The organism is Lysobacter sp. CA199 (assembly GCF_052078715.1).
In the GTDB taxonomy this organism is placed as follows: domain Bacteria; phylum Pseudomonadota; class Gammaproteobacteria; order Xanthomonadales; family Xanthomonadaceae; genus Lysobacter.
This window is the reverse complement of sequence record NZ_JBQJIL010000005.1, coordinates 57,314-78,933: the sequence shown is the minus strand read 5'-3', so window position 1 is coordinate 78,933 and position 21,620 is coordinate 57,314. Positions and strand designations below refer to the sequence as shown.

Genomic DNA, 21,620 nt, shown 5'->3' with positions numbered 1-21,620 from the left:
GCGCGCGAGCCGCGGCAGAGCACGGCTCGCACGAAGGCGCGCATGGCAGGCGCAAACAGGCTGAGGGAGCGCGCGGATCGCGGGAATATCGGCCTGGAGATAACGGCGGGCAGCACGGCGCGGAATGCGCCGCGCGGCGCCCGCCAGCGCTCGCATGCGGCTCCGCCGGGCCTGCGCCGCGCCGCGCCACCGCCGTCTCCACCTGCGAATCACTGCCGCAGCCCGTATCCTTAGCGCCATGCGGAAAGACTTCATCGAGCGCCTGTTGCGCGGCCTGTATTCGGTCGCGCTGTATCTGTTGGCGCCGGTCACGGTCTATCACCTGATCTGGCGCGGTTTCCGTCAGCCCGCGTACTTCCAGCGCTGGCTGGAGCGCTACGCGATCTACCGCGGGCCGGCGCAGTCGCGCACGCTGTGGCTGCACGCGGTCTCGGTCGGCGAGGTCAATGCCGCCATCCCGCTGGTCAACGCATTGCGCCGCGGCCGGCCCGACCTGCGCCTGCTGGTCACCACCATCACCCCGACCGGTTCGGATCGCGCGCGTTCGGCCTGGGGCGATTCGGTCGAACACGTGTATCTGCCCTACGATCTGCCCGGCGCGGTCGGCCGTTTCCTGCGCCATCACAAACCGTGCGCGGCGCTGATCATGGAAACAGAACTGTGGCCGAACCTGCTGTTCGGTTGCCGCGATCGCGGGATTCCCGCCTATATCCTCAACGCGCGGCTGTCGGAGCGCTCATTGCGCGGCTATCGCGTGCTGGCACCGCTGGTCAGCCGGGCGCTGCGCACGGTGCGCGCGGTCGCCGCGCAGTCGCGCGCCGACGGCGAGCGCTTCATCCAGCTCGGCGCCAATCCCGACCAGGTGATCCAGACCGGCAACCTTAAATTCGACGTCAGCGTGCCCGACGCTTTGGAGGAGTTCGCGCTGGAGTGCCACCGCCATACCGGCGAGCGTCCGGTGTGGATCGCCGCGAGCACCCACGAGGACGAAGAAGCCGCCACCGTGGCCATGCATCGCCGCCTGCGCGAACGCTTCCCCGGCTTGTTGCTGCTGTGGGCGCCGCGTCATCCCGAGCGTTTCCGGATGGTCGCCGAGAACGCGCGCAGCGCCGGCTGGCAGGTGTCGACGCGTTCGCGCGCGCGCTGGCCGCAGCCGGGCGACGATGTGTTCGTGATCGACACGCTCGGCGAGTTGATGAGTTTCTACGCCTGCGCCGACGTGGCTTTCGTCGGCGGCAGCCTGCAGGCGATCGGCGGGCACAATCTGCTCGAACCGGCGGCCACCGGCACGCCGATCGTCACCGGCCCGCACCTGCACAACTTCGTCGAGATCGCCCAGCGGCTCGACGATGCAGGAGCGTTGCGCATCGGTCAGGATGCCGATGCGGTGGAGGCGGCGATCGAGCGCTTGCTAGCCGATTCGCTGGAACGCGCGCAGATGATCGACGCCGGCCGCGCCCTGGTCGAACTCGGCCGCGGCGCATTGGCGCGGACGATGGCGTTGCTGCGGCCGTCGTTGCCGCCGCCGCCCTGATCTGACGCTAGCTGGCTGTAGGAGCGGCGCAAGCCGCGACCGCGAAACCATAGCCGCGTCGACAGCCGCGAGGTCGCGGCCGCGGCTTGCGCCGCTCCTGCAGTCGCCCATAAAGAAAAACCGCCGGGCGGGCCGGCGGTTTTCATGCGCGATGCAAGCGTCGGAACGCGCTCACTGCGTGGGCGGCGGCGCCAGATTGGTCGCCGCGTCGGCGGTCAGCAGGCGGTTGATGTCCTGCACGTCGGCCACGTCGAGCGAACCGGCCGATTGCTCCAGCAGCAGGCGGTTCTGCAAGAAGTTGTACTTGGACTCGGCGTAGGCCTGTTGCGCCTGCAGCAGGGTGCGCTGGTTGTTCAACACGTCCAGCACGGTGCGGGTGCCGACTTCCAGGCCGACCTGGGACGCGTCGTAAGCGGCTTGCGCCGAGACCACCGCCAGACGGCGCGCCTCGACTTCGCTGATGCCGGCGACCAGCACCTGATAGGCGTTGCGGGTGTTGCGCACCAGCAGGCGCTTCTGACGTTCGTACTCGTCCTGCGCGCCGTCGCGGCGGGCCAGCGCCTGACGCACGCCCGATTGCACCGCGCCGCCGGAATACAGCGGCACCGACAAGGTCAGGCCGATGCTCGGGCCGCGGCTGCCGGAGCTGCGGGTGTCTTCCGAAGGCAGGCTGCCCACGCGGGCATCGCCCCAGGACGCGGAGTCGCCGTAGCCGGCGCCGAGCGTCAGGGTCGGCCAGTGGCCGGCGCGCGCGGTTTCCACGCTGATTTCGGCGGAGCGCACGGCCAGCTCCTGCGCGTGCAGCGAGGGATTGTTCTCGATCGCGCGATTGACCCAGCTGTCCACGTTCTGCGATTCGGGCAGGCTGGGCTTGAAGTCGGCCGGCAGCGCCTTGAGCGTGCGCACCGGCTGGCCGGTGATTTCGCTCAGCGCCTGATAGGAATCCTCGACCGTGTTGCGCGTGGTGATGGTGCGCGCGCGCGCGTCGTCGTACTGAGCGCGCGCTTCGTGCACGTCGGTAATCGGCGCCAGTCCGACTTCCAAACGCTTGGAGGCGTAGTCGAACTGCTTCTGCAGCGCGGTCTCGGCGGCTTCGGCCGCGGCCAGGTTCTCCAGCGCCACCAGCACGGCGAAATAGGCCGACGAGGTGCGGGTGATCAGCTGCTGGCTGGCCGATTCCAAGGTGTAGTCGCTGGATTCGGTGAGCGCGCTCTGGCTTTCGAAGCCCTTGATGATCGCGCGGTTGTAGATCATCTGGCTCGCGTTGACCGAGTAGTTGCGCTGGGTGCTGTTGGTCTCGATGTTGGTGCCGAACGGCAGCTGCCCGGTCGGATCGGTCGGATCGCTGCCGATGTTGCCGGTGCTTTTGCTGAAGCTGCGGCTGCGGGTCAACCGCGCTTCGCCGGTCAGCGAGGGCAGCATGCGCGCGCGCGCCTGGACGCGTTCTTCCTGGCTCACCTGCCGGTTGGCTTGGGCCGCAGACAGCTGAGGATCGCCCAGGCGGGCCGCCTCGTAGGTCTGCAACAGGTCTTCCGCCGATGCGGCAGCCGGCAGAAGGGTTAGAGCCAGGGCAAGAACGAGCGGACGGCGGATCATGCGGCTTCCTTGGACTTGCTTGTTTTTGAGGGCTTGCTTGTTTTCAACACCCGCATGCTGGCATGCGGGCTCTTACGAGGTGCTGACGGGCAACTGACAGGACGGTCAGAACTCGAAGGCGGGCGCGGGCGCGGCGCCTTGGAGGTAAGGCAGATCCGTTTCGAACAACGATTGGATGCGCGAAGCGTTGACTTCGTTGCGTTCGCCTGCGGTCACCAGCACGCCTTCCATCGCCGGCGAACGGCCGCGGACCACGAACAGGCGGCCGCCCGGCTGCAGCCATTGCAGCCATTGCGGCGGAATCTGCGACACCGCGCCGGTCACGCAGATCGCGTTGAAACGGCGGTCGGTGCTGTAGTTCAGCGCATCGGCCTGCACCACCTGGGCATTGAGGATGGACTGGCCGGCCAGCCGTTCGCGCGCGGTCGTCGCGAGGTCGGCGTGGATCTCCAGACTGACCACTTCGCGGGCCAGGCGGCCCAGGCAGGCGGTGAGGTAGCCGCTGCCGGTGCCGATCTCCAGCACGTCGTCGGTCGGATCGACCGCCAGCGATTGCAGGGTGCGGCCTTCCATCACCGGCTTCATCATGAATTGCCCATGCGCCATCGGCAGCGGCAGGTCGGTGTAGGCCAGGTTGCGGTGCGCGTCGGCCACGAAGGCCTCGCGCGGCAGCTGCGCCAGCACATCGAGCACGCGCGGGTCGAGCACGTCCCAGGGCCGAACTTGTTGTTCGACCATCAGTTCACGTGCTTTGGCGTAATCGATCGTAATCATGAGGGTCTTCATCGTGCGCGGGGACCGCGAATTCTACCGGGACCGCGCGTCCCCGGCAGAAAAAGAATTAACCACCCACCGGTCGCAGCTTAGTGCCGAAAGTCACCAGAACTCCTGGCACCGTGCGCACTTAGCCCCATCCGGGCCGGTCCCGGCACCGCGCCGGACCCGGTACGGTCAGCCCTCGCGCCGGGCATAGGCGCGCAGGAACATCGTCACCGAGGCCTCGATATGCGCTTTGAGCTCGACCTTGCCGGTGAAGCCGCAGCCGAACATCAGCAAGGCGTGCGGCTCGCCCTTGACCAGGGCGAAGAACTGGGTCGCCGCGCGCGCCGTGTCGGTGATGTCCAGTTCGCCCGACTCGACCCGGCGCACCAACAGCGCCTCGAATTCGTCGTGCAGGCGTTGCGGACCTGCGTCCCAGAACATCTTCGACAGCGCCGATTCGACCACCTGCGGCGAGCACAGCAGGCGGTGGATCTGGATCGCCTCGGGCGTGCTGATCATCTCGTAGAAAGCGGCGGCGATCTCGATCAGACGCGCGCGCAGCGGGGTCGCCGGGGCCGGTTCGAACAGCGGCGGGGGCAGGTGCTGCTCGCAGTAGGCCTTCACCGCGGCGCCGAACAGGGTCTCTTTGTCGCCGAAATGGCTGTAAACGGTGAGCTTGGAGACGCCGGCCCCGGTCGCGATCTGATCCATGCTCACGCCGTCGAAGCCGTCGATCAGAAACAGCCGCTTGGCCGCTTCGAGGATCGCGTTGCGCTTGCTCAGGTCCTTCGGGCGGCCGGGACCGGCCGGCTTGGAGGGGGACGTGGGCTGCGCTGGGTTGGTGGGGCGGGGTGAGGACATGGGGTGGGATATTGGACTACGCGTGCGCAGAGTGGGTGGGGCGGAGCGGGGGATACTTGGACTACGCGCAGAGCCGATGGGCTGGGGCGCGGGTGCGGACAGGACTCGCGGTGTGGGTGAGGTAATGGAAGGGGTGCTGGATTACCCGCAGACACGGTGGGTTGAGGCGCGGGTGCGGATAGGACTCGTGGTGTGGGTGAGGTAATGGAAGGGGTGCTGGATTACCCGCAGACCCGGCGGGTTGAGGCGCAGGTGCGGATAGGACTCGTGGTGTGGGTGAGGTAATGGAAGGGGTGTTGGATTACCCGCAGACCCGGTGGGTTGAGGCGCAGGTGCGGATAGGACTACGCGGTGTGGGTGGGTTGGGGCGCTGGATAGGTAACAATACTGGACTGCGTGGTTCGATATTTATACAGTACCGCCAAGTACATTAATTCCCGATGAGGCCATCCGCAATGCGTAGCCGGAATTTTTCCGCTTTCCGCCCGGTCCCGACCGGTGCCGGGCGGCCCGTGACCGTCGGCGTTCGCCGCGCGGGGACGGCGCTGTTGGCCGCGGCGCTGGCCCTGGCCCTGGTGGCCTGCGGCAACGGCAAGCCGACGGTGGAAGCCGCGCGGCCGGTGCTGGTGAGCAAGCCCACCGGCGCGATCAACGCCGTCACCGCCTATGCCGGCGAAGTGCGCGCCCGCGAAGAAAGCCCGTTGTCGTTCCGGGTCGGCGGCAAGCTGATCGAGCGCAAAGTCGACGTCGGCGCCCACGTCGCCGCCGGGCAGGTGCTGGCGGTGCTCGATCCGGGCGATCTGGACGCGCAGACCCGAGCGGCGCAGGCGCAGTTCGCCGCCGCCGAGGCCGAATACGCGCGGGCGCGCGCCGATCAGCTGCGTTTCGCCCAATTGGGCACGGGGCAACTGGTCAGCCGCTCGGCGATCGACGCGCAGGACGCCGCGGCCAAGGCCGCGCAAGGTCAGCTCAATTCGGCGCGCGCCAATCTGGATGTCGCGCGCAATCAATCGGCCTACACCCAACTGCGCGCGCCGGCCGCCGGCGTGATCGCCACGCGCAGCGCCGAAGCCGGGCAGGTGGTCGCCGCCGGCCAACAGGTGTTCGGGCTGGCCGCCGACGGCGCGCGCGAAATCGCGTTCGCCGTACCGGAAGGGGCGATTGCGACCTTCAAGCCAGGCCAGCAGGTGTTGGTCGAGCTGTGGTCGATTCCCGGCAAGCGCTGGCCCGGGCGGGTGCGCGAAGTCTCGCCCGCGGCCGATCCGGCCTCGCGCACCTATGCCGCGCGGGTCGCCGTCGATGCGCCGGCCGGTACCTTGGAGCTGGGCCAGAGCGCGCGCATCTACCAGCCCGACGCGGCCGCTTCCGGCTTGAGCGTGCCGCTCGCCGCGGTGCAGCGCACCGGTCAGGGCACGGCGGTATTCGTCGCCGACATCGCCAGCGGCACGGTCAAGCTCAAATCCATCGGCGTCGGGCCCTACGGACCCGATCGCGTGCCGGTGACCTCGGGCCTGGGCGCGAACGACTGGGTCGTCGCCGCCGGCGGCCATCTGCTGCGCGACGGCCAGAAAGTGCTCGCGGTCGATCGCGAGAACCATCCGGTCGGCAAGTGATCGCGATGCGCGCGGCGCTGGGAATGGGCGGCGTGGCATTCATGAATTGGCAGTTCCGCTGACCCTCGTGCCCTCACCCCTGCCCTCTCCCGCGAAGCGGGAGAGGGGGATATCGAAGTGAGTTTATCTATGCGCTTCAACCTTTCCGAATGGGCCCTGCGCCACCGCAGTCTGATCGTCTACGCGATGCTGGTGCTCGCGTTGGCCGGCGCGATGTCGTACCTGCGCCTGGGCCGCAGCGAAGACCCGGCTTTCACCTTCAAGGTCATGGTGGTGCGCACGCTGTGGCCGGGCGCGACCGCCGAGGAAGTCTCGCGCCAGGTCACCGAGCGGATCGAGAAGAAGCTCATGGAGACCGGCGAGTACGAGTTCATCCGCTCCTACTCGCGTGCCGGCGAGTCGCAGGTGATCTTCGCCGCGCGCGATTCGATGCACTCCGGCGACATCCAGCCGCTGTGGTACCAGGTGCGCAAGAAGATCGGCGACATCCGCCCGACCTTGCCCAGCGACGTCATCGGCCCGTTCTTCAACGACGAGTTCGGCGATACCTTCGGCAACATCTACGCGCTCACCGGCCAGGGCTTCGACTACGCCGTGCTCAAGGACTACGCCGAACGCGTCCAACTCGCGCTGCAAAGCCAGCAGGACGTGGGCAAGATCGAACTGATCGGCGTGCAGGACGAAAAGATCTGGGTCGAGCTGTCGAACGTGAAGCTCTCCACCCTGGGCATTCCGGCGCAGGCGGTGCAGGACGCGCTGAATCAGCAGAACGCGCTGGTTTCGGCGGGTTTCTTCGAAACGCCGTCGAGCCGGGTGCCGATCCGTGTCGGCGGGCAGTTCACGTCGGTCGATCAGATCAAACAGTTCCCGATCCGCGTCGGCGACCGCACCTTCCGACTGGGCGACGTAGCCGAAGTGCGCCGCGGCTTCTCCGATCCGCCGCAGCCGCGCATGCGCTTCATGGGCGAGGACGCGATCGGCATCGGCGTGTCGATGAAGCAGGGCGGCGACATCCTCAAGCTCGGCAAGACCCTGGAAATCGAATTCGCCAACCTGCAGAAGACCCTGCCGGCGGGCATGCAACTGCGCAAGGTCGCCGATCAGCCGGCGGCGGTGGAGGAGTCGGTCGGCGAGTTCGTGCGGGTGCTGGCCGAGGCGGTGGCGATCGTGCTGCTGGTGAGCTTCTTCTCGCTGGGCTTGCGCACCGGACTGGTGGTCGCCCTTTCGATTCCGCTCGTGCTGGCGATGACCTTCGCGGTGATGGATTTCTTCGGCGTCGGCCTGCACAAGATTTCGCTCGGCGCGCTGGTGCTGGCGTTGGGCCTGTTGGTCGACGACGCGATCATCGCCGTGGAGATGATGGCGATCAAGATGGAGCAGGGATTCGACCGCCTGCGCGCGGCCGCCTTCGCCTGGGACAGCACCGCGTTCCCGATGTTGACCGGCACCTTGATCACCGCGGCCGGTTTCCTGCCGATCGCGACCGCAGCGTCGAGCACCGGCGAATACACGCGTTCGTTGTTCCAAGTGGTGACCATCGCCTTGTGCGTGTCGTGGATCGCGGCGGTGGCGTTCATCCCGTTCCTCGGCGACAAGCTGCTGCCCGATCACGGCCACGCCGCCGCGCCCAAGCCGGGGTCGCTGGCCGCGCGCTGGCACGACGCGCGCAGCAATCTCGCCAAGCGCATACCGCTGCTGTCGAGCGTGATCGCGCCGAAGGAGCCGGTGGACCATGCCCACGATCCGTACGAATCCAAGTTCTACGTGCGCTTCCGCGGTTGGGTGACCTGGTGCGTGCGCCGGCGCTGGTTGGTCATCGGCATCACCGTCGCCGCCTTCATCGGTTCGATCTTCCTGTTCCGCTTCGTGCCGCAGCAGTTCTTCCCCGATTCGGTGCGGCCGGAACTGATGGTCGACATGGAGCTGGCCGAGGGCTCCTCGCTGCATCAGACCGGCGAGCAGGCCAAGCGGCTTGAGGCGTTGCTCAAGCAACGCAAGGACCTGGCCAACTACGTGTCCTATGTCGGCACCGGTTCGCCGCGCTTCTATCTGCCGCTGGATCAACAACTGCCGGCGGCCAACTTCGCCCAGTTCGTGTTGATGCCCAAGACCCTGGCCGATCGCGAAACGCTGCGCAACTGGATCATCAAGGACGTGGTGCCGCGCTTCCCCGAGCTGCAATTGCGAGTGACCCGCCTGGAGAACGGCCCGCCGGTCGGTTATCCGGTGCAGTTCCGCGTGTCGGGCGAACACATCGACGTGGTACGCAAGATCGCCTACCAGGCGCGCGAAAAGATTCGCGCCAACCCGCACGTGGCCAACGTCAATCTGGATTGGGACGAGCCGAGCAAGGTGGTGCGTCTGCAGGTCGACCAGGAGCGCGCGCGCGCGCTGGGGATCAGCTCGGCGCAGCTGTCGCAGTTCCTGTCCAGCTCGCTGTCGGGCTCGCACATCAGCACCTACCGCGAGAGCAACGAGCTGATCGAAATGTTGTTGCGCGGGCCGGAACAGGAACGCCTGCAGTTGGACATGCTCGGCAGCCTGATGGTGCCCACCAGCAGCGGCCGCAGCGTGCCGCTGACCCAGATCGCCACGCTCGAGTACGGTTTCGAGGAGGGCATCATCTGGCACCGCGACCGTCTGCCGACCATGACCGTGCGCGCCGACATCTACGACGGCACCCAGCCGGCGTCGGTGATGGCGCAGATCTCGCCGACCCTGGACGGGCTGCGTTCGCAATTGCCGTACGGGTATTCGATCGAGGTCGGCGGCAGCGTCGAGGATTCCGCGCGCGGGCAGAAGTCGATCAACGCCGGCATGCCGCTGTTCCTGTTCGCGGTGTTCACCTTGCTGATGCTGCAGCTGCGCAGCTTCTCACGCAGCCTCATGGTGCTGCTGACCGCGCCACTGGGGCTGATCGGGGTGACCTTGTTCCTGCTGATCTTCCGGGTCCCGTTCGGCTTCGTGGCGATGTTGGGCACGATCGCGCTGGCCGGCATGATCATGCGCAACTCGGTGATCCTGGTCGATCAGATCGAACAGGATCGCGGCGAAGGGCATGAGCCGTGGAAGGCGATCGTGGACGCGACGGTGCGGCGATTCCGGCCGATCGTGTTGACCGCATTGGCCGCGATCCTCGCGATGATCCCGCTGTCGCGCAGCGCCTTCTTCGGGCCGATGGCGGTGGCGATCATGGGTGGTCTGTTGGTGGCCACCGCGTTGACTTTGTTGTTCCTGCCGGCGTTGTATGCGGCTTGGTTCAAGGTCAAGGTGCCGGCACAGACTTGATCGCCCTGTGGGTCAGGGCGATCGGGTTTTCGTCGTAGTCGCATCGACGCGGTCGCGGCTCGCGCCGCTCCTACAGTCGGAAACGTTGCGACCGAAGCCCCGGTAGGAGCGGCGCAAGCCGCGACCACGGCAACACAACTGCGGCGGCGACAACGGCAACGCCGTCGCCGCCGCCGCAATCAGGTGTGCTCGACGCTGAACGCCAACGTCGCTTCGATCGCGCGCTTCCACCCGGCATACAGCTTCTCGCGCTCGTCCTCCAGCATCTGCGGCTCGAAGCTGCGTTCGACCTGCCATTGCTTGGCGATCTGCTCGCGGCTTTCCCAGAACCCCACCGCCAAACCCGCCAGATACGCCGCGCCGAGCGCGGTGGTTTCGTTGACCTTGGGCCGGTTCAACGGCACGTTGAGAATATCGGCCTGGAACTGCGCGGTGAAATCGTTCGCGATCGCGCCGCCGTCGGCGCGCAAGGCCTTGAGTTCGATTCCGGAATCGGCCTGCATCGCGCTGAGCACGTCGCGGGTCTGATACGCCAGCGATTCGAGCACCGCGCGGACGAAGTGCTCCTTGCTGGTGCCGCGGGTCAGGCCGAACATCGCGCCGCGCACATCGCTGCGCCAATATGGCGCGCCCAGGCCGACGAAGGCCGGGACGAAGTACACGCCTTGGGTCGAGCGCGCGCGTTCGGCGTAGGCCTGCGAATCGCCGGCCTTGCCGAGCATGCGTAAGCCGTCGCGCAGCCACTGCACTGCCGACCCGGCGACGAAGATGCTGCCTTCCAGCGCGTACTCGACCTTGCCGTCGATGCCCCAGGCGATGGTCGTCAGCAGGCCGTTGTCGGAGCGCACCGCTTTTTCGCCCGTATTCATCAGCAAGAAGCAGCCGGTGCCGTAAGTGTTCTTGGCCATGCCGGCCTCGAAGCAAGCCTGGCCGAACAGCGCCGCCTGCTGATCGCCGGCGACGCCCGCGATGGGAACCGAATTGTTGAAGAAATGGCGTGCGCCGGTGTGCGCGTAGACCTCGCTGCTGGAACGCACTTCCGGCAGCATCGAAGCCGGTACGCCGAGCATCTCCAGCAGCTCCGGGCACCACTGGCGCTTGTGGATGTCGTACATCAGCGTGCGCGAGGCGTTGCTGTAGTCGGTGACGTGGGCTTTGTTCTCGGACAGATTCCAGATCAGCCAGGTGTCGATGGTGCCGAACAGCAGATCGCCGCGCTCGGCCTTCTCGCGCGCGCCTTCGACATTGTCGAGAATCCACTTGACCTTGGTGCCGGAGAAGTAGGCGTCGATCAGCAAACCAGTGCGCTCGCGCACCATCGGCTCATAGCCCTCGGCCTTGAGCTGATCGCAGATCTGCGCGGTCTGGCGCGATTGCCACACGATCGCGTTGTGGATCGCCTGGCCGGTGTGCCGGTCCCACACCACCGTGGTTTCGCGCTGATTGGTGATGCCGATCCCGGCGATCTGCGAGGCGCTGATCTGGGCCTTGGTCATGACCTCGATCGCGGTGGTCTGCACGCTGGCGAGGATCTCGCGCGGGTCGTGCTCGACCCAACCCGGGCGCGGAAAGATCTGTTCGAACTCGCGTTGGGCCACGCCGACCACCGCGCCGTGGCGATCGAACAGCATTGCCCGCGAACTGGTGGTGCCTTGGTCGATGGCGAGGATGTAGGTGTCGGTCATGGGCTTGGTGCTCATTGGGACAGGGAAGGAGGAATGAGGGGAGCGGGGAATGGAAGATCAGGACGAGGGCGAGGAGCTAGGAACGAGAAACTCACCATTCCCCTTATGTCCTCCATTCCCCGCCTCAGCCGTAAACTGCCTGGAAAGCGAAAGCCCCAAGCAACGCGCCAATGATCGGCGCCACAACAGGCACCCAGGCATAGCCCCAGTCCGAGCCGCCCTTGCCGGCGATCGGCAACAAGGCGTGGGCGATGCGCGGGCCGAGATCGCGCGCGGGATTGATCGCATAACCGGTCGGGCCGCCGAGCGACATGCCGACCACCACCACCAACAGGCCGACGCCGAGCGGGCCCATGCCGGGGGCGAGGGTGTTGGTGCCGATCGCGAGTGCGCCGAAGGTCAGGGCGAAGGTGCCGATGACTTCGGTCAGCACATTGGCCTTGGTGTCGCGGATCGCCGGAGCGGTGCAGAAGATCGCCAGCTTGAGTGCGGGATCGTCGCTGACGCGCCAGTGCGCCAGATAGGTCAGCCACACCAGGGTCGCGCCGGCGAACGCGCCGGCGATCTGCGCGACCACGAAGCCGGGCACCAGCGCCCAGGACAGTTTGCCGATCGACGCCAGCGCGATGGTCAGCGCGGGATTCATGATCGCGCCGCTGGTGGGACCGGCGATGTAGATGCCGATCAGCACCGCCAGGCCCCAGGCCGCGGTGATCACGCCCCAGCCGGCGCCCTGGGCTTTGGATTTGTTGAGCAGCGCCCCCGCGACCACGCCGTTGCCGAGCAGGATCAGCATGCCGGTGGCGATGAACTCGCTGAGATATTGCGACATCGGTGTGGCCATTGCGGTGGGTCTCCCTGGTGCTGGGTGGTGCTTTTTTAGTTTTGCGTTGCTGGGTGAAGCTTGCTTCTGACTTGTTGCGGACTTCTGTCGAGTTGCTGCCGCGTTGGCCTGCTGGCAGGTTTGCCGCGTTCAGGTTTACCGCGTTTCCCTCATGCCGTCATTCCCGCGAAGGCGGGAATCCAGAGACTTCAGCGCCATCTTTCCAGACCGTCATTCCCGCGAAGGCGGGAATCCAGCGCCTTTCGTGCGAGAACGTTTGAAGTCGCTGGACTCCCGCGTTCGCGGGAATGACAAGCAAAAAAGCGGCGGCGTGGGCATTACGCTTCCCAAGGTTACGAACAACCCCTCAAGCCTAGCCATCCGCGCCCCCAAACCTAGCCGCGATGTATTCCTGCAACCTGCGCTGCCCCTGCACATCGATTCGCAACCCCAACTTCGAGCGCCGCCACAAAATATCCTGCGCCTGCTGCGCCCATTCGAAATCGACCAGATAATCGACCTCGGCCGCGTACAGATCCGAGCCGAAGCATTCGCCCAGATCCTCCAGGTGCGAGCAACTCTCGACGATGCGCAAGGCGCGGCTGCCGTAGTTGCGGCACAAGCGCAGCGCCAGCGCATCGGGCAGCCAGGGCCGGCGCAGGCTGAAGTCCTCGTGAAAGGCTTCGAAATCCGCGTTCGGCAGATCGCCGCCGGGCAGCGGCGCCGCGCCGGTCCAGACCGGGCGCGGCGCGCCGAACAGGGGCGAGAGCGTGTCGCAGACTTCCTCGGCGAGCTTGCGCGAGGTGGTGAGCTTGCCGCCGAACACGTTGAGCAGCGGTGCGCCTTCCCGGTCCAGGGTCAGCAGATAGTCGCGGGTGATTTCCGAGGCCGCATCGCTGTCGTCGTCGAGCAGCGGACGCACGCCGCTGTAGGTCCAGACCACGTCGTCAGGGCGGATCGGCTGTTTGAAATAGCGCGAGGCCGCGTCGCACAGATAGTGGGTTTCGGTTTCGTCGATGCGCGGCGCCGACGGGTCGTCGCGATAGTCGACGTCGGTGGTGCCGATCAGGGTGTAATCGTGTTCGTAGGGAATGGCGAACACGATGCGCCGATCGGGCTGTTGGAAGATGTAGGCGTGATCGTGATTGAACAGCTTGGGCACCACGATGTGGCTGCCCTTGATCAGGCGCAGATTGTGGTTGTGCTTGACCTGCGCGACCTCATCGAGAAAGCGCGCGGCCCAGGGGCCGGTGGCGTTGACCAGCACGCGCGCGCGCACCGTGCGGGTCTTGCCGTCGGCCTCACGCAGTTGCGCATCCCAGCGCTGCTCGCCGCGCGTCGCCGACACGCACGCGGTGCGCGTCAACACGGTGGCGCCACGCTCGGCCGCATCCATCGCATTGAGCACGGCCAGGCGCGCATCCTGCACCCAGGCGTCGGAATAGACGAAGCCGCGGTGGAAATCGTCTTGCAGCGGCCGGCCGGCGATGTGCTTGCGCAGATTGACCGAGCGCGAACCGGGCAGGCCGCGTCCGCGCCGGCCACCGAGGCGGTCGTACAGGAACAGACCGATGCGGATCATCCAGGCCGGTCGCAGATGCGGCTGGTGCGGCAATACGAAGCGCAGCGGCCAGATGATGTGCGGCGCCATCCGCAGCAGCCGCTTGCGTTCCGCCAGGGCCTTGCCGACCAGGGCGAATTCGAACTGCTCCAGATAGCGCAGCCCGCCGTGGATGAGCTTGGTGCTGGCGCTGGAGGTGTGCGAAGCGATGTCGTCGCGTTCGCACAGCACCACCGACAGTCCGCGTCCGGCCGCGTCGCGCGCGATCGCCACGCCGTTGATGCCGCCGCCCACGATCAGCAGGTCGGCCGTGATTGCTTGCTCGGTCATGCGCTCCGCGTCTGGCTGCGGGCCGCGCGTCGCCGACCCAGGTTGCGTCAGGATGATGGCATAGGGTTACCGGCTGATTGTTGCCTGGGTTCACATCAATGGCGGGTGAGGGGTGGCGGCCGGGTCGGCAAACCGCGGACAAAAAAATCCCGATGCGGGGGACGCATCGGGGAGGGGGTACAGACCACTGGAGACTTGTGGGCCCCTTCTCCCGCGTGCGGGAGAAGGGGCCAGGAGGGCGGATGAGGGCGCGCGGTGCGCAAGAGCCGACGCAGGTTATGGCGGTTCGCTTGCCCTCACCCCAAGCCTCTCCCGTAAACGGGAGAGGGAGTAATACGTCTAGCAATTGGAGACTCGTGAGTCCTTCTCCCGCGTGCGGGAGAAGGTGCCCGGAGGGCGGATGAGGGCAGGCGGTGCAGAGGTCAATCGCGCAACTCCGCCACCTGACACGGCAATTCCAACCGCGCCAGCACCGCCGCAGTGACTTCCGCCGTAGTCGCCGCCTGTCCGGCCGGGGCCAGGTCGGCGGTGAGCACGCCGGCATCGAGCACCGCCGAAACGGCTTGTTCGACGCAGTCCGCCTCGGCGGTCAGCCCCAGCGAATGCCGCAACAGCAGCGCCACGCTGAGGATGGTGCCGCAGGGATTGGCGATGCCGCGGCCGGCGATGTCCGGTGCGGAGCCGTGGATCGGCTCGTACAACCCGACTTTGCCTTCGCCCAGCGACGCAGACGGCAGCAGGCCGAGCGAGCCGGCCAGCATCGAGGCCTCGTCGGTGAGGATGTCGCCGAACATGTTCTCGGTGACGATCACGTCGAACGCGCGCGGCTTGGCGATCAGGTGCATGGCCATCGAATCGACCAACTGGTGTTCCAAGGTCACGTCCGGGAATTCCTCGCGCGCGACCCGCGAGGCGACTTCGCGCCACAGCCGCGAGGTCTCCAGCACATTGGCCTTGTCGACCGAGACCACGTGATTGCGGCGGCCGCGCGCCAGTTGACACGCGCGGCGTACCACCCGTTCGATCTCGGCGACGCTGTATTCGCACAGATCGCTGGCTGCGTTATCGCTGCGTTGCTTCTGGCCGAAGTAGATGCCGCCGGTGAGTTCGCGCACCACGATCATGTCCACGCCCGCCAGCAGATGCGGCTTGATCGGCGAAGCGCCCAAGGTGGCCGCGTGCGGCTGCACCGGGCGCAGATTCGCGTACAAGCCCAGTCCCTTGCGCAGCGCCAGCAGGCCCTGTTCGGGCCGGACCTTGGCCTTGGGGTCGGACCACTTTGGCCCGCCCACCGCGCCCAGCAGCACCGCGTCGGCGCGCTGGCAGGCCTGCAGCGTCGCCGCCGGCAGCGGTTCGCCGGTGGCATCGATGGCGGCGCCGCCGATCAGATGCTCGTGCAGGGTGAATTGGTGACCGTAGCGGCGGGCGACCGCGCGCAGCACTTCCACTGCCGCGTCGGTGACCTCCGGACCGATGCCGTCGCCTTTGAGTACGACGATGTCAGCGCGCATGATGTTGCTCCTGTTGGTTCTGCGCCGCCGCTTCGCGACGCTGTTCGAAATGTTCGAAATGTTCGAAATGTTCGATAGCGTCGATCTGGCGCAGCAGATAACCGAGTTGGTCGACGCCTTCGAGCAGGCAGGTCTGCGCGAACGAGTCGAGCGGAAACTGCACGCTGCGTCCGTCGGGCAGATGCAAAGTGCGCGTGCGCACGTCGATGCGCAGCTCGATGCCGGGCTGGTCCAGCAGTTCGTCGAGCAGTTCTTGCGCGACCACGATCGGCAGCAGGCCGTTCTTGAGCGAGTTGCTGCGGAAGATGTCGGCGATCTCGCTGCTGATCACCGCGCGCAGGCCCAGGTCGGTGAGCGCCCACGGCGCGTGCTCGCGCGAGGAGCCGCAGCCGAAATTGCGCCCGGCGACCAGGATCGCCGCGCCGGCGTTCTCGGGCTTGTTGAGCTCGAAGGCCGGGTTGGGCGAACCGTCGGCGAGGTAGCGCCAATCGTTGAAGGCGAAGCGGCCCAGACCCTTGCGCTGGGTGGTGGTCAGAAACCGCGCGGGGATGATCTGGTCGGTGTCGATGTTGCGTTCGCGCAGCACCGCGGTGCGCGAGATCAGTTCGACGAAACCGTCGTCGTTTGCGGGCGGATTGACGGACGCGGACATTACGCGACCTCCTTGACGTCGTTGCTTTTGACCGGGGTGTCGAGGTAATCGCGCGGATCGACCACGTGACCCGCGACCGCGCAGGCCGCCGCGGTCAGCGGCGAAGCCAGCAGGGTGCGCGAACCCTTGCCCTGGCGGCCTTCGAAATTGCGATTGCTGGTCGAAACGGCCAACTGGCCCGGGCCGACCAGATCGCCGTTCATGGCGATGCACATCGAGCAACCCGGTTCGCGCCATTCCGCGCCGGCCGCGCGCACCACCGCATCGATGCCTTCGGCTTCGGCGTCGCGCTTGACCTGTTCGGAACCGGGCACCACCAGCATGCGCACGCGCGGATGCACGTGGCGGCCGCGCAGCACGTCGGCGGCCTGGCGCAGGTCGGACAGGCGCGAGTTGGTGCAGCTGCCGACGAACACCACATCAACCGGGCGTCCGGCCATCGGCGCGCCGGCGTCGAAGCCCATATACGCCAGCGCCTTGGCTTCGTCGGGATCGTCGGCCTGAGGCAGACGCGCATCGATCGCGGCGACCTGGCCCGGATGCGTGCCCCAGGTCAGGGTCGGCTTGATCTTGCTCGCATCGATATGCACTTCGCGGTCGAACGCCGCGCCGTCGTCGGTCCGGAACTCGTTCCAGCGCGCAACCGCGCGATCCCAATCGCCGCCGCGCGGCGCGCGCGGGGTCTTGGCGAGATAGTCGTAGGTGAGTTGATCCGGCGCGATCAGGCCGGCGCGCGCGCCGGCTTCGATCGACATGTTGCAGACCGTCATGCGCTGGTCCATCGACAACGCGCGGATGGTCGAGCCGCGGTACTCGATGACCTGGCCGGTGCCGCCATTGACGCCGATCTCGCCGATCACGTGAAGGATCAGGTCCTTGGCGCCGACGCCGGGCGCGAGCTCACCCTCGACGTTGATCGCCAGGGTCTTGGGCCGGCGCTGCAACAGGCATTGGGTGGCGAGCACATGCCCGACTTCGCTGGTGCCGATGCCGAAGGCCAGCGCGCCGAACGCGCCGTGGGTGGCGGTGTGGCTGTCGCCGCAGACGATGGTCTGGCCGGGCTGGGTCAGGCCCAGTTCCGGACCGATCACGTGGACGATGCCGCGGTACGCGCTGTCGAAATCGAACAACTCGACGCCGTGGCGCGCGCAGTTGCGGCGCAGGGTGTCGACCTGGTTTTCGGCTTCGGCGGTGTAGTAGGGCAGGCGGCCGTCGGCGCCGGCGGGCAGGGTCGGGGTGGAATGGTCGAGCGTGCCCTTGGTCAGGTCGGGCCGGCGCGGCGACAGGCCGCGCGATTCGAGCTCGGCGAAGGCCTGCGGCGAGGTGACCTCGTGGATCAGATGCAGGTCGATGTAGAGCACCGCGGGCGCGGCATCGCTTTCGGGCGATACCAGGTGCGCGTTCCACAGTTTTTCGAACAAGGTGGTGGGATGAGCCGAGGTGGTAGTCATGGAGTCCGGTGTTGTGCTTTGGCTGCTATGGCTGGAGCGGTTTGTCGTATCTTCGGAATTTGGTGGTCTCATTCGCGCGCGACTCTCTCAGCCGTCATCCCCGCGAAGGCGGGGATCCAGGGCTTTATCGCGACATCAATCGGAAGTCTCTGGATCCCCGCCTTCGCGGGGATGACAACTTCCAAATGTCGCGCTGGTCGAGAACCAATGCGCATGCTCACGCAGTCGCAGTAAGCCGCTGCGGCGCCTGCTGCGTGCGATGCACTCGATTGGCGACCTCCAGCCACGCCAACGCGCTGGCCTCGATTATGTCGGTGCTGGTGCCCGAACCGGTCAGTTCGACGCCGTCCACGCGCGCGACCACGCTGGCCTGGCCTTGAGCATCGTCGCCCGTGGTCACGCTCGACACGTTGTAGCTGTCGATGCTCAGCGCCACGCCGGTCGCGCGCGCCAGCGCTGCGAACAAGGCGTGCACCGGACCGTCGCCGACCGCGGCTTCGCTGACGGTGGCGCCTTCGGGTTCGACCAATTGCACGCTGGCCGTCGGCAGGCTGCCGTCGGATACGCCGGTGCTGACGTGGGCGCGGACCAGACGATAGCCGCGCGCGGCCTTGGCGTCGGCGCCCAGCACCAGCGCTTCCAGATCGGCATCGAACACTTCGCGCTTCTTCTCGGCCAAAGTCTTGAAGCTGGCGAACACGGCGTTCAAGCGCGCTTCGTCCAGACTGAAGCCCAGCGTCTGCAGGCGGTCGTTCAAGGCCGCGCGGCCGCTGTGGCGGCCCATCACCATCTGCGACTGCGCCCAGCCCACGTCTTCGGGATTCATGATCTCGTAGGTGCCGCGATGCTTGAGCATGCCGTGCTGATGGATGCCCGACTCGTGCGCGAACGCGTTCTGGCCGACGATGGCCTTGTTGCGCTGGACCACCATGCCGGTGATGCGCGAGAGCAGGCGCGAGGTCGGCACCAGGCGACGCGTATCGATGCGGGTAGTAGCGTTGTAATAGGCGTTGCGCACGCGCAGCGCCATCACCAGTTCTTCCAGCGCGCAGTTGCCGGCGCGCTCGCCGATGCCGTTGATGGTGCATTCGACCTGGCGCGCACCGCCCTCGATCGCGGCCAGGCTGTTGGCGACCGCCAGGCCCAGGTCGTTGTGGCAGTGGGCGCTGAAGATCGCCTTGTCGGCGCCCTGCACGTTGGCGCGCAGGTATTCGAATAGCGCGCGGATCTCGGTCGGCGTGGTGTAACCGACCGTGTCGGGGATGTTCAAGGTGCGCGCGCCGGCAGCGACCGCGGCGCTGCAGATTTCGGCCAGATAGTCGTGCTCGGTGCGCAGCGCGTCCTCGCAGGAGAACTCGACGTCATCGACGTAGCGGCGCGCCTGTTCGACCGCAGCGACCGCACGCTCCAGCACCTGCTGCTTATCCAGATTGAGCTTGTGCTGGCGGTGCAGCGGGCTGGTGGAGATGAACACGTGGATGCGCGGCTTGGCCGCGCCTTCGAGCGCGCGCGCGCAGGCTTCGATGTCGCCGGGATGGCAGCGCGCCAGGGTGGCCAGGGTGGAGCCGCGCACTTCGCGCACGATCGCGCGCGTGCCTTCCAGATCGGCTTCGGAACTGGCGGGGAATCCGGCTTCGATCACGTCCACGCCGAGTTCGGACAAGGCATGGGCGAAGCGCAGTTTCTGGCTCGCGGTCATGCTGCAGCCGGGCGACTGTTCGCCGTCGCGCAGGCTGGTGTCGAAGATGGTGACGTGCTGGGGCGCGTCGGCGATCTGCGTAACGGGCGCAGTGCCTACCGGGCCGGGCGAGTCGTTCATGCGGGAATTTCCTCTGTTACGACTGAATGCTGAGAATGGGTTGCGAATCGGGAGGAGGGCGGCGCCACCGCCGGCGAGGCCGGCGGCTCGTGACTAAGGTTGGCGAGCCGGTAAATGTCGGCCTCGATGGCGCCGCTCTCGGGCGCGCTGTTTTCGCGAACGTCGCGCACGCGGCGGCGCGGCCGGCGCGGCGCGCGCGGACGCACTTCCGACAGCAGGCGCGCGAGCACGCCGGCATCGAGATTGCCGCCGGAGACCACCGCGCATTTGCGCTTGGCGGCGATGCGGCGGCCGGCGGCGAGCGCCAATGCGCCGGCGCCTTCGGCGATGATGTGTTCTTCCAGCGCCAGCCGGACCAGGGTTTCGCGCAGTTCGGCTTCGCGCACGATCACCACGTCGTCCAGCAACGTGCTCAGCACCTGTTCGGTCAGGCGGCCGGGATCCTTGACGCGCACGCCGTCGGCCAAGGTCGCCGCCGGTTCGATCAGGCGGCGATCGCCGCGCAAGGCGCGCGCCATCGAATCCACGCCTTCGACCTGCGCGCCGATCACGCGTACCCGGCGCGCGGCCGGGCCCGACAGCAGTTCCGACTTCAGCGCCAAGGCGACGCCCGCGGCGAGGCCGCCGCCGCCGATCGGCACCAGCACCACGTCCGGCGCGAACGCGGCCAGCTCCAAAGCGACGGTGCCTTGGCCTGCGATCACATCGGGGTCGTCGAACGCCGACAGCAGGCGGTAATCGTGCTGCTGCGCCAGTTCGATCGCGAAGGCCTTGGCTTCGTCGTAGGTGTCGCCGTGCAGGCGCACGGTGGCGCCCCAGTGGGCGACGCCGGCGATCTTGGTCTGCGGCGCGCAGCGCGGCATCACCGTGATCGCATTGACGCCCAAGCGGTACGCCGCCCAGGCCAGGCCTTGCGCGTGGTTGCCGGCCGAGGCGGCGATCACCGTGCGGTGATCGCCGCGTTCGCGCGCGGCCAGCAGCGCGTTCAAGGCGCCGCGCACTTTGTACGAACCGGTGCGCTGCAGGTTCTCGAGCTTGAGCCAGCAACCGAAACGTTCGGCGTGATGCAGCGGCGTGGGTTCCAGGTAGCGGCGCAGCCGCGCTTGCGCCGCCAGCAGGTCGGCGGCGCTTACTTGTGCACTGCGGACTACGTCGCCGTCCATGATCAGACCGCGGTCAGCCACGAGGCGTAGCGCGACTCGTGCCCGCGCACCACGCGGCCGTACAACGCCGCCAGTTCGCGGGTGACTGGGTTGTCGCCGAACTCGCGTCGGTCGAGCACGCTGATCGCGCAAGCTTCGGCGGCGGTGCCGCAAACGAAGACTTCGTCCGCGTCCAGCAGCTCGTGCAAGGTCACTTCGCGAGATTCCGCGCCCGACAGTTCGATCATGGTGTCGCGGGTGATGCCCGGCAGCGCGTCGCGATGATCGACCGAGGTGACCACGCCGTTCTTGACCATGAACACGTTGGCGCCGGTGCATTCGACGACATAACCCTTGTCGTCGGTGAACAGCGCCTCGTCGAAGCCGCGTTGCTTGGCTTCGCGCTTGGCCAGGATCGAATTGACGTAGGCGCCGCTGAGCTTGAGCGGCGGCATCGAGGTCGCGGGGTTGCGCTTCCACGGCGACACGGTCAGGCGCGTGCGCGCGCCGCCCAGGTGCACGACTTTGGCCATCGTGGCGATCATCAGATGTTGGGTCAGCGCATCCACGTCCAGGCCGATGCTGCCGGTGCCCATCCACGTCAACGGGCGGATATAGGCGTCGCGATGGCCGTTGGCGCGCAGCGTGGCCAGGGTGGCCTGGGTCGCCCGCTCGACATCGAATTCGATGCCGAACATGTCCGCGCCCTTGCGCATGCGCTCCATGTGCTCGGGCAGGCGGAACACGGCCGCGCCGCCGTCGGCGGTGGCGTAACTGCGGATACCTTCGAACACTGCGGTGCCGTAGTGCATGGCGTGGGTGGTCAGCGGGGCTTCGGGGGCGCTGCCTTCGATGAGATGGCCGTCGAACCAAATGAGTGGTTGATTCGTCGCAGTCGGGACTTCGCTCCGGGCACGGGACTCAGAACGCCCAGTTCCGGTCGCCTTGCCCTCGCTCTGACTCGGCGAATAAGCACGCTCACGAACCGCGGA

General features: G+C 67.1%; 14 protein-coding genes and 1 pseudogene. 3 read left to right on the top strand and 12 right to left on the bottom strand.

The features are described 5' to 3' along the window. Window positions 1-238: 238 nt before the first annotated feature. Window positions 239-1,534, top strand: coding sequence for a lipid IV(A) 3-deoxy-D-manno-octulosonic acid transferase (waaA, locus tag ACTOWJ_RS09830; RefSeq protein ID WP_441334427.1), 1,296 nt, complete (start codon window positions 239-241; stop codon window positions 1,532-1,534). Between the two features lie 171 nt (window positions 1,535-1,705). Here waaA and ACTOWJ_RS09825 read toward each other — a convergent pair whose 3' ends face one another. From ACTOWJ_RS09825 to ACTOWJ_RS09815, 3 genes are all read right to left on the bottom strand, one after another. Further along, window positions 1,706-3,130 (bottom strand): TolC family outer membrane protein, encoded by a 1,425-nt coding sequence (locus ACTOWJ_RS09825; protein ID WP_441334426.1) that lies wholly within the window; start codon window positions 3,128-3,130, stop codon window positions 1,706-1,708. Window positions 3,131-3,235: 105 nt separating this feature from the next. After that, entirely contained in the window at window positions 3,236-3,901 is a 666-nt protein-coding gene (locus tag ACTOWJ_RS09820) for a protein-L-isoaspartate O-methyltransferase family protein (RefSeq protein WP_441334736.1), read from the bottom strand. A gap of 180 nt (window positions 3,902-4,081) precedes the next feature. Further along, entirely contained in the window at window positions 4,082-4,753 is a 672-nt protein-coding gene (locus ACTOWJ_RS09815) for a TetR/AcrR family transcriptional regulator (RefSeq protein ID WP_441334425.1), read from the bottom strand. Between the two features lie 512 nt (window positions 4,754-5,265). Here ACTOWJ_RS09815 and ACTOWJ_RS09810 point away from each other — a divergent pair. Both ACTOWJ_RS09810 and ACTOWJ_RS09805 read left to right on the top strand, forming a co-directional pair. Further along, window positions 5,266-6,366 carry an efflux RND transporter periplasmic adaptor subunit gene (locus ACTOWJ_RS09810; protein WP_441334424.1) on the top strand — a complete coding sequence of 367 codons (1,101 nt, stop codon included), beginning with the start codon at window positions 5,266-5,268 and terminating at the stop codon, window positions 6,364-6,366. Between the two features lie 129 nt (window positions 6,367-6,495). Then, window positions 6,496-9,654, top strand: a complete 3,159-nt coding sequence (locus tag ACTOWJ_RS09805) for an efflux RND transporter permease subunit (protein WP_441334735.1) — start codon at window positions 6,496-6,498, stop codon at window positions 9,652-9,654. A 179-nt stretch (window positions 9,655-9,833) separates the two neighbouring features. Here the strand turns inward: ACTOWJ_RS09805 and glpK are convergent, their stop codons facing one another. The 9 genes and pseudogenes from glpK to ACTOWJ_RS09760 form a co-directional block, all read right to left on the bottom strand. Beyond that, the gene (gene glpK, locus ACTOWJ_RS09800) at window positions 9,834-11,339 is read right to left on the bottom strand and encodes a glycerol kinase GlpK (protein ID WP_441334423.1); all 1,506 of its coding nucleotides are present in this window, start codon (window positions 11,337-11,339) and stop codon (window positions 9,834-9,836) included. A gap of 124 nt (window positions 11,340-11,463) precedes the next feature. Beyond that, window positions 11,464-12,183 (bottom strand): MIP/aquaporin family protein, encoded by a 720-nt coding sequence (locus ACTOWJ_RS09795; RefSeq protein WP_441334422.1) that lies wholly within the window; start codon window positions 12,181-12,183, stop codon window positions 11,464-11,466. 352 nt (window positions 12,184-12,535) lie between these two features. Beyond that, entirely contained in the window at window positions 12,536-14,053 is a 1,518-nt protein-coding gene (glpD, locus tag ACTOWJ_RS09790) for a glycerol-3-phosphate dehydrogenase (protein WP_441334421.1), read from the bottom strand. Window positions 14,054-14,475: 422 nt separating this feature from the next. Next, entirely contained in the window at window positions 14,476-15,564 is a 1,089-nt protein-coding gene (gene leuB / locus ACTOWJ_RS09785; RefSeq protein WP_441334420.1) for a 3-isopropylmalate dehydrogenase, read from the bottom strand. Next, the gene (leuD, locus tag ACTOWJ_RS09780; RefSeq protein WP_441334419.1) at window positions 15,554-16,216 is read right to left on the bottom strand and encodes a 3-isopropylmalate dehydratase small subunit; all 663 of its coding nucleotides are present in this window, start codon (window positions 16,214-16,216) and stop codon (window positions 15,554-15,556) included. Before leuD ends, leuB begins: the two co-directional genes overlap by 11 nt. Next, window positions 16,216-17,667 (bottom strand): 3-isopropylmalate dehydratase large subunit, encoded by a 1,452-nt coding sequence (leuC, locus tag ACTOWJ_RS09775; RefSeq protein WP_441334418.1) that lies wholly within the window; start codon window positions 17,665-17,667, stop codon window positions 16,216-16,218. Before leuC ends, leuD begins: the two co-directional genes overlap by 1 nt. A gap of 217 nt (window positions 17,668-17,884) precedes the next feature. Then, window positions 17,885-19,486, bottom strand: a complete 1,602-nt coding sequence (locus ACTOWJ_RS09770) for a 2-isopropylmalate synthase (RefSeq protein ID WP_441334417.1) — start codon at window positions 19,484-19,486, stop codon at window positions 17,885-17,887. A gap of 163 nt (window positions 19,487-19,649) precedes the next feature. Further along, a pseudogene (locus tag ACTOWJ_RS09765) lies at window positions 19,650-20,649 on the bottom strand (threonine dehydratase); the annotation flags it as partial. A 2-nt stretch (window positions 20,650-20,651) separates the two neighbouring features. Next, complete coding sequence (locus ACTOWJ_RS09760) at window positions 20,652-21,440, bottom strand: aminotransferase class IV (protein ID WP_441334416.1); 789 nt, start codon at window positions 21,438-21,440, stop codon at window positions 20,652-20,654. Window positions 21,441-21,620 lie beyond the last annotated feature (180 nt).